The 14,336-nt window shown below is 58.4% G+C and carries 12 protein-coding genes; 9 read left to right on the top strand and 3 right to left on the bottom strand.

Going from position 1 to position 14,336, the window contains the following annotated elements; translation table 11 throughout:
• Positions 1-120 precede the first annotated feature (120 nt).
• From GYN08_RS05635 to GYN08_RS05615, 5 genes are all read left to right on the top strand, one after another.
• The gene (locus GYN08_RS05635; RefSeq protein ID WP_166273027.1) at positions 121-600 is read left to right on the top strand and encodes a CBS domain-containing protein; all 480 of its coding nucleotides are present in this window, start codon (positions 121-123) and stop codon (positions 598-600) included.
• 286 nt (positions 601-886) lie between these two features.
• Positions 887-1,816: an EAL domain-containing protein gene (locus GYN08_RS05630; protein ID WP_166273026.1), complete on the top strand. Its 930-nt coding sequence runs from the start codon at positions 887-889 to the stop codon at positions 1,814-1,816.
• Between the two features lie 51 nt (positions 1,817-1,867).
• Positions 1,868-2,833, top strand: coding sequence for a GGDEF domain-containing protein (locus GYN08_RS05625; protein WP_166273025.1), 966 nt, complete (start codon positions 1,868-1,870; stop codon positions 2,831-2,833).
• 295 nt (positions 2,834-3,128) lie between these two features.
• The gene (locus tag GYN08_RS05620; protein ID WP_456238892.1) at positions 3,129-3,833 is read left to right on the top strand and encodes a response regulator transcription factor; all 705 of its coding nucleotides are present in this window, start codon (positions 3,129-3,131) and stop codon (positions 3,831-3,833) included.
• Positions 3,820-6,138: a sensor histidine kinase gene (locus GYN08_RS05615; RefSeq protein WP_166273023.1), complete on the top strand. Its 2,319-nt coding sequence runs from the start codon at positions 3,820-3,822 to the stop codon at positions 6,136-6,138. The genes GYN08_RS05620 and GYN08_RS05615 overlap by 14 nt, the downstream gene beginning before the upstream one ends.
• Before the next feature lie 50 nt (positions 6,139-6,188).
• On the opposite strand, the gene GYN08_RS05610 is transcribed toward GYN08_RS05615, so the two are convergent.
• Positions 6,189-7,106 carry a LysR family transcriptional regulator gene (locus GYN08_RS05610; RefSeq protein WP_166273022.1) on the bottom strand — a complete coding sequence of 306 codons (918 nt, stop codon included), beginning with the start codon at positions 7,104-7,106 and terminating at the stop codon, positions 6,189-6,191.
• 127 nt (positions 7,107-7,233) lie between these two features.
• On the opposite strand from GYN08_RS05610, the gene dapA reads away from it, so the two are divergent.
• Positions 7,234-8,133 (top strand): 4-hydroxy-tetrahydrodipicolinate synthase, encoded by a 900-nt coding sequence (gene dapA / locus GYN08_RS05605; RefSeq protein WP_166273021.1) that lies wholly within the window; start codon positions 7,234-7,236, stop codon positions 8,131-8,133.
• 107 nt (positions 8,134-8,240) lie between these two features.
• On the opposite strand, the gene GYN08_RS05600 is transcribed toward dapA, so the two are convergent.
• Positions 8,241-9,482, bottom strand: a complete 1,242-nt coding sequence (locus GYN08_RS05600) for an acyltransferase (RefSeq protein ID WP_166273020.1) — start codon at positions 9,480-9,482, stop codon at positions 8,241-8,243.
• A 160-nt stretch (positions 9,483-9,642) separates the two neighbouring features.
• On the opposite strand from GYN08_RS05600, the gene GYN08_RS05595 reads away from it, so the two are divergent.
• Complete coding sequence (locus GYN08_RS05595; RefSeq protein ID WP_166273019.1) at positions 9,643-10,242, top strand: GNAT family N-acetyltransferase; 600 nt, start codon at positions 9,643-9,645, stop codon at positions 10,240-10,242.
• 107 nt (positions 10,243-10,349) lie between these two features.
• Here GYN08_RS05595 and GYN08_RS05590 read toward each other — a convergent pair whose 3' ends face one another.
• Positions 10,350-11,297 carry a DMT family transporter gene (locus tag GYN08_RS05590; protein ID WP_235945788.1) on the bottom strand — a complete coding sequence of 316 codons (948 nt, stop codon included), beginning with the start codon at positions 11,295-11,297 and terminating at the stop codon, positions 10,350-10,352.
• 171 nt (positions 11,298-11,468) lie between these two features.
• On the opposite strand from GYN08_RS05590, the gene GYN08_RS05585 reads away from it, so the two are divergent.
• Both GYN08_RS05585 and GYN08_RS05580 read left to right on the top strand, forming a co-directional pair.
• Positions 11,469-12,365: a LysR family transcriptional regulator gene (locus GYN08_RS05585; protein ID WP_166273017.1), complete on the top strand. Its 897-nt coding sequence runs from the start codon at positions 11,469-11,471 to the stop codon at positions 12,363-12,365.
• Positions 12,366-12,480: 115 nt separating this feature from the next.
• Entirely contained in the window at positions 12,481-14,328 is a 1,848-nt protein-coding gene (locus GYN08_RS05580) for a glycoside hydrolase family 35 protein (RefSeq protein ID WP_166273016.1), read from the top strand.
• Positions 14,329-14,336 lie beyond the last annotated feature (8 nt).

Genomic DNA, 14,336 nt, shown 5'->3' with positions numbered 1-14,336 from the left:
CGGCTTTTTTGCGCTGCTTGTCTAAGAAAGCGTTTACTCATCCGCCGAGTAAGAGTAAAATGAACGTATAACCCGAAAGGGCTGTATTTCATCTTAGAAGACAGAAAGAGGGAGAAGAAGATGAAGGTACGGGATTTCATGATCAGGGACGTGCACACGGTAAATCAAAACGCGCCGGTGTCCGACGTGCTTCAGCTGTTCGTCTCGAAACGGGTTAACGGCGCTCCCGTCGTCGACGGGGACGGCAGACTTGTGGGAATGGTGAGCGACGGCGATATTTTGCGTTATATCAATCCGCAGCGCCAGACCGTTTACGACATGTTCAGCTACGTGTTTGTCAGTCAGCCGGAAGAACTGGCCGAAGCCCTATCGTACAAAGTGGGCACGCCGGCCAAAAAAATCATGAAAAAAAACGTGCAGTCGGTCCTGCCGGATCAAGATCTCGAGGAAGCGCTGTCGCTGCTCGCCAAGCATCATTTCAAAAAACTTCCGGTCGTGAACGATAAAAAAGAAGTCGTCGGCGTCATCAGCCGCGGCGACCTGCTGAAGCAGATTGCCGAACGCCTGAACGAGCTGAACGCGAATTCGGTCGGAGGCTGAACGCAAACTGTGCCGGGCCGTATATGACCGCAGACCGATTTGAAGCCGAGAAGACGGAAAATAAAAGCCCGGCCCGCTTCGCGCGCACGGAACGCGGAGGCGAGCCGGGCTTTTAAGCTTGCGACAAAACTCGACTGAATCCGGCGACATATGACGAAAGAACCGGCATTTACGCGAATTTTACACTCTGTTGACGCTTGCTTGGTTCCCGGGTGGTACGATAGACGCATAGAGACGCTCGAATCCAACTTCCAGCCTCGATTCCAAAGACACAAGGTGAACGAATATGAAATCCCCGCTTTTTATGCCCGGAATCATTGCCGCTTGGAGCGACCTGCTCGAGAGCGTTCAATCTTCGGCGCGGGCATACGGAAAGTCCAGAGAGCTGCACCGGATCGTTCAGGGACGCAAGCTTTCTACGTTTTTTCAGCCGATTCTGAATCTGCAGAACGAGAGCTGCCTCGGTTACGAAGTGCTGAACCGCCCGCCGGTTTCCCGCCACTTTCCGAATACCGAACTCTTTTACGATTACATCGGGCGTACCAATCGGGTGTTCGCATTCGAGCGTTACTGCCGGGAGACTTCCCTCGAAAGATTCGAGGAGGCGCGCAGCCGCATTCGCGTTCCGGAACGGGATCCGGGCAGCGTCGTCTTTATCAACGTGCATCCGCTGGTGCTTACCGATTCGGCTTACCGAAGCGGAGAAACGGCTCGCCTGCTGAAGCGGTACGGCCTTCCGCCGGAGCAGGTCGTGTTCGAGCTGACCGAGAAGCAGGCCGTGACCGATTACGGAGAATTCGAACGGGTGCTGTCCCATTATCGGGATCAAGGATTCCGGATTGCCGTGGACGACGCCGGATCGGGTTACAGCAGCCTGAAGACGATCGTCAGCCTGAAGCCGGAATTCATCAAGCTGGACAAGTCGTTGATTCGCGACCTGCACCTGCACGAAGACAGGCGGCGAATGGTCAAGCTGCTGCAGGAATTCGCGGAAGGCTCCGGCACGGCTATTATAGCGGAGGGGATCGAAACTTCCGAGGAAGCGGAATTTCTTAGGCGCGAAGGAATCGAATACGGGCAGGGCTATGCGCTCGGCCGTCCGGATCCCGAACTTAAGCCGGCTTGTTTTCCCGAAGAAGAGCGGCCCGTTCAGGCCGAGTCGTACCCGGTGCCCGCGGCGGCGGCGGAAATCAAGCCCAGAGGCCGCTTTGCTTGAAGGAGCCTTGAGCCGTTTCGTTAAACGAAGAACAGAAGGGGGACGCAGCGGTTGCTAACAAAAATCGGAGAGATTATGGAGGCGATTCCGGTCGTCGATGCGCGCACGAAATGCGAAGCGGTGGACGAGCTGTTTAAACGGAACCCGAAGCTCGAAGGTCTGGCGATCGCCTGCGAAGACGGCAGCGTCGCACTGATGATGCGGGTGCAGTTCTATCAGCAGATCGGCACGCGATACGGATTCACGCTGTTTATGAACCGGCCTGTCGGCGTCATGTCGAATTCGCGCACGCTGCTTGTGGACGAGGGAGAGTCGATTACCGACGTCAGCATCAGAGCGATGAACCGGCCCGAAGAAGAACTGTACGATCTGGTACTGGTCAGCGGCGGGGACGGACTTCGCGGCGCGGTCAGCGTACGCAATCTGCTTCTGTCCGTGGCCGACATTCGGACGCAGGTGGCGACGTTCATGAACCCGTTGACCGGGCTGCCCGGCAACCGGATCATCGAGGACCGGCTGCAGCAGACACTGGGATTGGAGAAGTTCAGCGTGCTTTACCTCGACTTGGATCAGTTCAAATCTTACAACGACGGATACGGATTCAAGCAGGGCGATCTGCTGCTTCAGGCGACGGCGAATTTGCTGAGCGGAATCTTCGGTCAACCGGACAGCTTTTTCGGGCATATCGGGGGCGACGATTATATTGCCATTTTGCATCACCACGATTACGAAGAGTGCTGCAGCCGGGCGATCGAAGAGTTCGAACGGCTCAAGCGGGATTTTTATCGGAACGAAGATCTGGTCAAGGGCGCCGTATCGGGAGAGAATCGTTTCGGCAGCCGCGGATTGATTCCGCTCGTCTCGCTGTCAATCGCCGTCGTGACGAACCGGAGCCGTCATTACGAAACGATCGACGAGATTGTGGAAGAGTCGGCGCGAATCAAGAAACGCTGCAAAGCCGTGCAGGGCAGCATCGTAGTCGCGGACGGTCAGCCGGCGGCACGCCTGGGCTGCTGAACGCAGTAGACCGGTACGCGGAAAAACGGACGGATGTTTTAAGGGCAAAAAGGTCGGGCGCTTTCGGGTCCGGCCTTTTTGACGTATGCCGATAAGCGGCGGAAATTCGGGCCTTCTTTCGAATTTCTTTCGTTTTTCCCCGGGAGTCCGTTTAGAACCGTTACGTACAATGAAGGCGTAACGTCGATAAAGAAAGGAGTCCGAAAACAGGATGCCGCGGTGCTGCGTTCGCAGGCCGCGAATGCCGAACCGTACATAGGAAAAAGCGGATATTCGCCGATCGGGGGAAGGGGCAATCATGACGTATCGCATATTGGTCGTGGAAGACGACAAAGAAATTTTGGAAGGCGTGAGCATTTATTTGCGCAATCAGGGTTACGACGTCCTTCAGGCCGAAGACGGCTTGGAAGGATTGGAGAAGCTCGAACAAGAAGAGGTGCATCTGGCGGTGGTCGACGTCATGATGCCGCGGATGGACGGAATCGCCATGACGATGCGGCTGCGGGAAAAGCATGATTTTCCGGTCATTTTTCTCAGCGCCAAATCGGAAGAGATCGACAAGATCGCGGGCTTGAACATCGGCGGGGACGATTACGTCGCCAAGCCGTTCGCCCCGATGGAACTGCTGGCCCGGGTCAATTCGCAGCTGCGGCGGTATGCCCGCTATTTGTCCGTGCTGTCGACCCGCGAAGAAAGGTGGGGACGCTATGCGGTAGGGGGATTGGAGCTGGACGAAGAAGCGGTGGAAGTGTACGTGGACGAAGTCCCCGTACGGTTGACGCCGCTGGAATTCAAAATTTTGAACCTGCTGATCCGGCATCCGGGCCGCGTATTTTCGGCGGACGAGATCTACGAGCGGGTATGGAACGACCGCGCCGTCTCCACGGAGACGATCATGGTGCATATCCGCAATATCCGCGAGAAGATCGAAATCAATCCGAAAAATCCGAAGTATTTGAAAGTGGTATGGGGGGTCGGGTACAAAATTGAAAAACAATGAAGAGAGTTTATCGGAACAATTGACGGAAAAGGAGCCGCCGAAGGCGAAGAAATCCTCCAAAGAAGGGTCGGGAAAATTCAAGCTGGGCCTTCCGGTCGTTCCTCTGATCGCGATACGCGTCGCGCTGCTTCTCGTCGTCGCATTGCTGGCGACCGTATCCGTACAGGGAGCGGCAGGCAAGGCGGCAAGGTGGATCAAGCAGGAAACGACGGACATTTCGTTAGCCGGCGTATCGCCGAAATCTTGGTTGAGCGTGATGGAGAAAGGGAATTATGTGCTGCCGCTTACGCTCGCGCAGCAAAACAACAAGCAGGACGAAAAAAACTTCGCTCCGTCCGAGATCTTTTTTCCCGGCAATCAAAACACGTATAATTCGTCCATGCAGAACCGTGCCCTGCCGCAAGACTTTGAAAGCCCGTTCAACGAGCTGATCGAAAAGTGGCAGGACGGCTTCGCAAGCGGAAGCGAAAATCCGTTTCCGATGGATTATTATGCGGAGTATAAGCCGGTAGAAGGGGGGGCTTGGATCGGCAATTCCGAATTGCTTGGGGTGCTGAACCAGTATCGTTCGTTATCGGGTTTCGACGAAGCGGAACTGCTGCGGAAGTATGCTTTTTATGCGCGGATCGAATTCGATGCGGAAGGCAACCTGTCGATTCCCGATTGGTACGGTCTCGAAACGCAGTGGAGAGACAGACTGCTGTTCGATCAGCTGCATCACCGGGCGCTGTCGCAGTCGGCGGACGGAATCTTGACGAAAGCCTCGGGCCTTTTCCGATCGAGCCCTTACACCGAGCAAATCCGGCAGCCGAAAAATTTCACGCTCGTTTACGCCCTTCCGCGTTCTTATTCATTTGCGCTCCCGAGCATCGATCATTATCGGACTGCCGCCATGAAAGAAGCCGGCTTCGGCTGGATCTGCCTGTTCGCCGTGATCGGCGCCCTGCTGATCGGTCTGCTGCCTTTGAACCGAAAGCCGCGCCTGCCGCTCGAGTTCTGGCTTCTGGGCTGCGCGATTCCGCCGATATTCTACGTCGAATTCGCGACCTGGTCCTACGACAGCGGATTGTTGGGATACGACTTCAGCGAATGGATGAAAGCCGCATCGGCTTTGGGCATATGGTTGGCGATTCTTTCCTTCTGGTGCGGGCTTTCTTGGTTCCTGTCCGAGGCCGTCCGCGAAGGGTTCGGAAGCGCGATGAGCCGGGGCAGCCTGACCGTCCGCTTTGTCCGCTGGCTGCATGCGTTCGATCTCGCGGATCGCGGAGACCGGTCGCTGATCCGGGCGGCATTCGCTCACTTCGCGGTGCTGGCTGCCCTTGTAGCGTCGGCCGTGTTTATTCGGTATTACGCGCTGATTCCGCTTGCCGTTTATCTGCTTGCGCTGGTCTACGTCGCCAAAAAGCGCAAAGACCGGTTTCGCTACGCGTACGATCGCTTCTACGGTTCCGTGCAAGAGATTGCGGGAGGAAACTTCGAGATCGGACTCGACGATCGTCTAGGCCCTTTCGATCCGCTCAAAAACGAACTCCGGCGCATCCGCGAAGGATTCAAACGCGCGGTCGACGAAGAAACGAAAAGCCAGAAGATGAAAAGCGAACTGGTGACCAACGTTTCGCACGATCTGAAAACGCCGGTAACGGCGATTCTGACCTACGTCAATCTGCTGCAGCAGGCCGATCTGACGGAGGAGGAACGCCGTGCGTACATCGACGTGCTGAGCGGGAAATCGCAGCGGTTGAGCCGCCTGATCGAGGATCTGTTCGAATATACGCGGGCGTCGAGCGGCAGCGCGGAGGTGGCGCCGGTCAGCGTCGATCTGGTGGAGCTGCTGAAGCAGGCGCATATCGAATTGGAAGACAGAATGGCGGAGTCGAACGTGCAGCTGCGATTCGTGCTGCCCGAGCACAAAGTTATCCTGCCGCTCGACAGCGAGAAAACGTTCCGCATTTTCGAAAATCTCTACTTGAACATCGCCAAATATTCGATGCCGGGCTCCCGGGCGTACGTCGAGCTGACGGAGGACGCGAGCGGAGCGACGGTTTCGTTCAAAAACGTCTCCGCCGCGGAACTCGATTTCAAGCCGGAAGAAATTACCGAACGCTTCGTGCGCGGCGACCGTTCCCGTCATACGGAAGGCTCCGGACTGGGACTGGCGATCGTCAAAAGCTTGGTCGAGCTGCAGGGCGGCGCGTTTGCCGTCGAACTCGACGGCGATCTGTTCAAAGCCGTGATTCGCTGGCCTAAGCCTGCCGGGGCGGAAGGAGCGGGAGATCTCGCCGCTGCCTCCGGCAGCGAAAGCTGAGCTCGGGAACCAAGCTTCGTATTCTTCGAATAACTGCGAAGCGACACTTATTATTTTGCCTCCATCGCGTTCAGCCGTTCCTGCACCCGTTCGGCGTCTTCGCCGGTCAGCAGGCCGATCAGCGTCAGCATCATCTGCGACATCCACTTTTTCGGATGCAGCAGCAGCTGCAGGTGGAAGCGCAGATCGGGATGGACGAAAGGAACGCTCGCCAGGCTGCCCCGCTGAAGTTCCTCTTCGACGGCGATTCGCGGCAGCAGAGCGATGCCCAGGCCGTTCATGACGCAGTGCTTGATCGCTTCCAGGCTGCCCAGTTCGAAGCCGATCCGATAGGACACGCCGTGTTCGCGGAGCACTTTCTCGAACGTGCTGCGGTACAGGCAGCTGCCTTCGGAAACGATCAGTTCGCAGCCGCCCAAGTCGTTCAGGCGAACCTGTTCGCCGACGGTCAGCGGATGACCGGGAGGCGCCACAAGCACCAGCGGCTCTTCTCGCACCGTGATGCAGCGCAGCGACGGATCGGCGGGCTTTCGGTCGAGCAGCAGCGCCAGATCGTATTCGCCTTCTTTGAGTTTATGCACCAGATTGCTTTCGCTGTCGGGCAGCATTTGGATGCCGATGCCGGGATGCTTGAGGCGAAGCTGCTGGAGATGGGGAGGCAGATAATAGGCGGCCAGCGAATCGATCGTGCCGATCGTGACGGATCCGTCCAGCTGCTTGCCGATCGCTTCTTTCGACTCGTCGTACAGCTCCAGCATCTGTACCGCCAGTTTGAGCAGCGCTTCGCCGGGCGGCGTCAGCCGAAGCTGACGGCCGTAGCGCTCGAATAAGGCTACGCCGTATTCGCGCTCCAATTTTTGCATCTGCATCGTAACGCTGGATTGGGCATAGCCGAGTTCCTCGGCTGCTTTCGTAAAACTCTGGCGCCGTGCCACTTCCCGAAATGTCCGAAGATATGTCAATTCCACCGTATCCGCTCCCGTATTTTTCGATTCATCAAAAACTTTGATGCGATGTATCATTTATTATAGCTAACGCTGATGGGATTTTCCATGATAAAGTAGAGCTAACAAAAGTCTGCTGGGAGGAAACCCAATGTTAACCGAACAACAGCTGCATGGTATTTATATGCCCGTCATCACGCCGTTTTTGCCGAGCGGAGAGCTCGACTTGGCATCTTTCCATAAGCTGTCGGCTTCGCTTGTCGAGCAGGGCATCCACGGTCTGGTCGTCAACGGAACGACCGGCGAATCGCCGACCGTAAGCCATGAAGAGCTGAGCCTGCTGTCCGCCGCCGCCAAGTCCGCGATCGGAGCCGCCGAGATCCCCCTTGTGCTCGGAACGGGAACGAACGACACGCGCGCTTCGGTCAAAAAGACCGAACTTGCCGGGAAGCTGGGCGCCGATGCCGTGCTGGCTGTTGTTCCTTATTATAATAAGCCTTCGCAGCGGGGGATCATCGAACATTTTCGCAAAATCGCCGAAGTGGGTCTTCCGGTCATCGTCTATGAAATTCCGGGCCGGACGGGTGTCCGCATGGAAGTCGACACGGCGCGCGCCATCATGGAAATGGACGGCATCGCCGGCATGAAAGACTGCTCGGGCAGCACGGAGCTTCTGCGGGCGCTGCAGGCTTCCGGTCACGCCAAGCCGGTGCTGAGCGGAGACGACGCGCGGCTGCTGGAGTTCCTGGATGCCGGAGCGGCGGGCGGCATGCTGGCGTCGGCGCATGTGCGCACGGAAGACTTCCTGAGCATTTACCGGAACTTCCGGGCGGGCCGCCGGGAAGAAGCGCTGGCCGTTTTCGAGCAGCTGATGCCGCTTATGCGGCTGCTGTTCGAAGAACCGAATCCGGCTCCGATCAAGTGGCTGCTTGCGGAGCTCGGACACATCTCGCACGGCACGCTGCGCCTTCCGATGGTGGAGATCGGCGCGGAACTGAAGGGCAAGCTGCTTCAGACGGGCGTGCTTCCGGGAGACGCGCTGGCTCTGTAAGCGGCGGGCTTGAACACCTAATGGCAGTACGAAAAAACCTTCGGTATCCCGCACTTTCGCGGGATACCGAAGGTTTTTTGCCGTGCGCGGCCGTCTGCCGTTCATGTTCAAAGATCGGGCATGCGTGCCGGCGCGGAACGGGAATTTCTCCTGCCGCTCCTCGCATTGCGTCCGGCGCCTCCCGTCAGCCATTTTCCGCCCGGCAGTCGGGAAAGGCCCGCGCACAGCAGCAGCGCGCACGGCGCGACGATCAGAGCCGTCAATAAGGCGGCCGTCACATGCCAGCCGGGGAAAAGCCAGTGCCGGGTCAAGATGGAGATCCAGGTCAGAATCATGGCGTGGCTCAAGTAAGCGCCGAACGAATACTTGCCGCACAGCGTGAGCAGCCTGCCGAGCCGGCCGCCGTGTTTTTGCAGCAGAAGCGCCCAGCCGTACAGCATGAAAATTTGAGCGGTCACGAAGAGGAAGCTGCTCGGCTTCAAGTAAGTGGAATAGTTCAAGTTGATCTGCTCGCCGGAACTGCGCAGCAGATCGTGCGTCATCCACACATACATAGCCACGGAAGCGAGCGTGCTCCACGGCAGCAGCTTCAGCACCAGCGTGCGCCACTGCCGAAGATGAGCGCCGCAGATGCCGCCCAGCACGAAGTAAAAAGCGTAATACGGAAACTCGAAAGTCCGGTAGTCGAGCAGCGTTTTCCACCATCCCGAAGTTTGCCATTCCGGCATCCGGTAGTAGGAAAGGTACATCAGCCAGCCGTAGGCGGCGGCGAGCAGCAGCGTCAGCAAGCCGATTCGCGTAAAGCGCGCTTTTTCGGTGTCTCCGGCTCCGGTCCAGCGGCCGAGACGGGAAGCGGACGAGCGGAACAGCGGGAAAAACAAATAAAACTGAAAGATCATCACGACGAACCACAGATGGTAGCCCACCGTCGGCGCGATGAACTGCCGGAGCAGGATCGGCAGGTCGCCGTCCTGCAGCAGAGGCTGCTTGGAAGCGATTTTGGTGCTGATCCAGTAAAGCAGCGTCCAGACGGCGAACGGAACGTAGATGTCCCCGATCCTTTTGCGGAGTACGGGCGCATAGCGCTTTTCGCTCTGCCCGTATCGGTAAAACAAGATCGCTCCGGCCAGAAACACGAACGTCAGCGTCCCGTATCGGACCAGATGATACAGCAGGGCGAGCGCGGCCGCGTCGGGATACAGAATATCGGCGCGGTAGACGTATTCGCCCAGGCTGTGCTGAATCACGATCGCGAAAAAAGACAGTCCGCGCAGCAGTCCCCATTCGTCGACCCGTTCAAGGGCGGCGCGCGGAGCGCCTGCGGCTGCCGGTATAGGCGTGTCCGGCATGAAAAGCTTCCTCCTTCGAATCGATTCCTTTTTTTGCTTGGTGTGTATCTCCTCATCTATAATAAGCGAAACGGATCGTTTAAGAATCAATTTGGCGGCAAATTTTAACGGAACGCGCTTTCAGGCCGAGAGAAAGGCGAGAGAGCGAATAGGAGGCGGAATGATGGAAAGAGCCGATTTTGCGGAAAAACCGCTTTTGTTGGGGCAAAAAACGATATTGAGGCCGTTCGGGCCCGGAGACGCCGAACGGATGATGCGCATCCTGGCGGAAAGCGAGGTCCGGCGCTTGACCGGCTCGGCCGCGAACGACGAAGAAGCTTCGGCGCCGATGTCTGCGGATGAGGAAGAACGCATCAAATCCTGGTATGCCGGCCGCAACGATCAATCCGATCGGCTGGATCTGGCTGTCGCGGACCGGGAAAGCGGGGAGCTGGTCGGCGAAGTCGTCTTTAACGAATACGACGAGAACGCGGGCAGCGTCAACTTCCGCATTCTCATCGGATCCGCGGGGCGCGGCAAAGGACTGGGCACGGAAGCCGTGCCGCTGTTTCTGAAATACGGATTCGAGAAGCTGGGACTGCACCGGATAACGCTTGAGGTGTTCAGTTTCAATCCGAGAGCGGAACGGGTGTACGTCAAAAGCGGCTTCGTGCTCGAAGGCGTCAAGCGGGAAGATTTCCGTTACAACGGCGAGTATGTCGATACGAAGATATACGGCATGCTGCGGTCGGACTACGAGCGGATCGCGGGTTCGGAGTAGAAGTTCCGCTTCCTGTTGAGCCGTTCATCGAAAAAAAGCCGCCGCTTCATCCGGAGATGAAACGGCGGCTTTCTATGCGTTTTTTTGTTGTCGGCCTTAAGCCGTTTTTAAGCGCCGGTTCCGCTGCCCGCATCGACGGTCCGCACGCGTTCCGAAGATCGCCGCGAGCGTCCCGGCAGTCTCGGCGGCCGCGGCAGAGCGCGGGAAGGGGACGGCTTGAGCCCCGATACCAGCACGCCGCCGAGAATCAGCAGAGCGCCCAGATAGCCCTGTATGCCCAGCATCTCGCCGAGAAACAAAAAGCCGAACAGCGCGGCGAAGACCGGTTCGAGCGAGAACAGCACGCCGATCCGTTCGGGCGTCGTATACTTCTGCGCTACGGTCTGCATAATGAAGCCGAAAGCGCTGCAGATCACGGCGAGTCCGACGACGGCGGTCCATCCGGAAGCGCCGCGGGGCATCGACGGCGTCTCGAGGAGGAAGCCGAAGATCAATCCGAACAATCCGATGAAGCCGATCTGCAGCACGCCGAGCGTGAGGCCGTCGGAACGACGGGCGAACCGGTTGGTAAGCAGAATATGCACCGCGTATACAAAAGCGCCGAGCAGGCACAGCACCGATCCGAATTCGAACGTCAGCGAATGCCGAAGCGTAAGCAGGGCGATCCCGCCCATCGTCAGCACGATGCCGCAGACGGTCGCCAGGTTCGGCTTGCGGCGCGTGATCGCGAACTGCAGCAGCGGCACGAAAACGACCATCGCGCTGGTCAAGAAGCCGGCAGAGGATGCGGTCGTCGTTTGAAGTCCCGTAATAAGCAGCGACAGCATGACGAACATGACGAAGCCGAGAAGCGCGCTCTGCCCGATCGTTTTGAGGTCGGCCGATCGCGCTCGGCGCCAGAAGAGCGGAGCCGTCAGGGCGAAGGCCAGCAGGAATCGCCAGGCGAGCAGCGTGAACGGCCCCATGCCGTCCAGTCCCATTTTCATCAGCAAATAGGAAGATCCCCAGCCGACCGACACCAGGGCAATCGCCAGGTCGGCCGTTTTTTTTGTCATACGAAGTTTCATTTTGTTCTCGTCATCCTCTTTCGGTCGTAAGGTAAAGGGAGCTGCATAAAAATCCGTTGATTTTTCGCCTCACCCAGTATAAGTTGAAGAAAAGCATGAGAAAAGCGAATGTTTTTCATGGTTATCATGAACAATTTTAATGATGGAATGAGGCGCAAGATGACCACCCATAAGTACGAAGCTTTCCTCAAAACGCTTGAAGCCGGCAGCTTGACCAAGGCCGCCGCCGCGCTCGGTTACACGCAGTCGAGCATCAGCCATATGCTGAACGCGCTGGAAAAGGAATGGAGGCTGACACTGCTGATCCGCGACCGTTCCGGTATCCGCCTCACCTCCGACGGCCAGCGCCTGCTGCCCTATATTCGAAACGTGGTCCAGGCCCATCGGGAGCTGATCGACGAGACGGCCAATTTGCGTGGGCTCCGTTCGGGCCTGATCCGGCTGGCGACTTTCACCAGCGCGGCCGTCAACTGGCTGCCGGGGTTGATTCAGACTTTTCAGCAGGAGCATCCCGGCGTCGATTTCGAGCTGCTGCACGGCCATTACACGGATATCGAGAACTGGCTGGATACCGGCCAGGCGGACTGCGGATTTCAGCGACTGCCGGTCCGATCCGATTTCGAGAGCCGATTTCTGGCCCAGGACCGGCTGCTGGTCATTTTGCCCGAGCATCATCCGCTGGCGGGAGAAGATCGCTTTCCGATCGAGGCGCTGGGCGAAGAGCCTTTTTTGCTGCTGGAAGAAGGAACGGTCAACGAAATCACGGAAATCTTCGAGCTGCACGGCATCCACCCGAAAGTGCGGTTTACCGCCAGAGACGATTATGCGATCATCTCCATGGTGGAAAGCGGATTAGGGATCAGCATTTTGCCGGAACTGGTGCTGAACCGGACTCCTTATCGGGTCGTGCAGAAGGAATTGAGCGTGCCCGCCTACCGTCGGCTCGGGATCTGTCTGCGCGGCGGCGAACACGCTTCGCCCGCGCTGCGGAAGTTTTTGGAACATGTGGAGAGCTACCCGGCCTTTCGGGAGACGCGGATGTCGGCGGCAAGGTAGACTCTTTTTGCAAAAAGCAGGAAGAGGCAGCCGGAAGCGCGAAGTTTTTTTCATATGGGAGACAAGAATCAGGGGTTCTCGAAAAATACAGTCCGCGCAGGCGGGGAGGTAGCATATGCCGATTTTCGAAGCAAAAGGCAGCCGCTTTTACTATGGGAACGAATCGATTCAGCTGCGCTCCGGCGCGATCCATTATTTCCGGGTGGTGCCCGAGTATTGGGAACATCGGCTGCGCAGCCTGATCGCCTGCGGCTTCAATACGGTGGAGACGTATATCGCCTGGAACGTGCACGAACCGAAGGAAGGCGAATTCGTCTTCGACGGAATCGCCGATGTGGAGGCTTTCGTCCGGTTGGCCGGATTGCTCGGTCTGCATGTGATCGTGCGTCCGAGTCCTTATATCTGCGCGGAGTGGGAGTTCGGCGGCCTGCCGGCCTGGCTGCTGCAAGACGGCGATATCCGGCTGCGCTGCTCGGATCCCGCTTACCTCGCCAAAGTCGACGCTTATTTCGACGAGCTGCTGCCGAGGCTGGAGCCGCTGCTGTGCACGAACGGCGGTCCGATTATCGCGCTGCAGATCGAGAACGAATACGGCAGCTTCGGTTCGGATAAGGCGTATTTGCGGCATCTGCGCGACGGCATGATCCGCCGCGGCATGAACGTGCTGCTGTTCACTTCGGACGGGCCGGAAGATTTCATGCTGCGCGCCGGTTCCGTCGAAGGCGCGCTGGCGACGGTAAACTTCGGTTCCGGCACGCAAAAAGCGTTCGAGACGCTGCGGGGGCATCAGCCGCAAGGTCCGCTCATGGTCATGGAGTTCTGGGACGGTTGGTTCGACCGCTGGCAGGGGCCGCACCATACCCGTCCTTCGTCCGAGATCATCGCGGAACTGGGGCGGATGCTGGACTTGGAAGCTTCGTTCAACTTCTACATGTTCCACGGCGGAACCAACTTCGGTTTCATGAACGGCGCCAATCACGTCAACTTTTACGAGCCCACGGTGACGAGTTACGATTACGGCGCGCCGTTGACCGAGAACGGCGCGCCGACCGAGACTTACTTCGCGGTGCGCGAGCTGCTGTCGAAGCGGCTTGGTCTGACTCCGCCGGAACCGCCGCCGCTTCCGCCGACAAAAGCTTACGGACGCGTGGAACTGCGCGAACGCGCGGAGCTGTTCGGGCATGCGGATCTTCTGTCCGGCGGGGCGATCCGCTCCGCTTCGACCGAACCGATGGAACGGCTCGGCCAGGCATACGGCTTCATTCTCTATTCGACCCGCGTCGGAGCGGAGCATGACGGAGGCAGGCTGTTCCTGCAGGAGCCGCGCGACCGGGCGCTCGTATTCGCGGGCGGCGAGCAGATCGGCCTGGTCAGCCGTTGGGAGGAGCAGCCCGGTCTCGAATTGAGCGTGCCGGAAGAGGGCATCCGGCTGGACATTCTGGTCGAGAACATGGGCCGGATCAATTACGGGCCGCTGATGCGCGACCGCAAAGGCATTACCGAAGGGGTGCGCATCGGCAATCAATTTCTGCACGGCTGGGATATCCGAGCGCTGCCGCTGGACGATCTGACGGAGCTGGAATTCGCGTCTTCGGAAGCCGCGAACGCGCCGCGCACCGGCGAAGAAACGGATTTGCCGAGCGCTTCGAAGGAGCCGGCGGATCATCGCGGAGCGCGTCCGGCCTTCTACCGGGGGACGTTCGTCGCGAAAGAAGCGGCCGATACGTTCGTCCGCACGGACGGCTGGCACAAAGGCGCCGTGTGGGTCAACGGTTTCCTTCTCGGCCGCTACTGGAAGACGGGCCCGACGAAGACGCTTTACGTGCCGGCGCCGCTGCTGAGAAGCGGCGACAACGAGATCGTTCTGTTCGAGCTGCACGGATTCGGCTGCGGGCTTTCCGGCGAAGCGTCCGGACAAACGCGGCCGTTCGTGGAATTGACGGACCGGGCGGAGCTCGGCTGAGGAACCGA

Source organism: Saccharibacillus alkalitolerans, assembly GCF_011090185.1.
Lineage (GTDB): Bacteria > Bacillota > Bacilli > Paenibacillales > Paenibacillaceae > Saccharibacillus > Saccharibacillus alkalitolerans.
The sequence above is the reverse complement of the archived record's forward strand: the minus strand, read 5'-3'. Positions and strand labels throughout refer to the sequence as shown.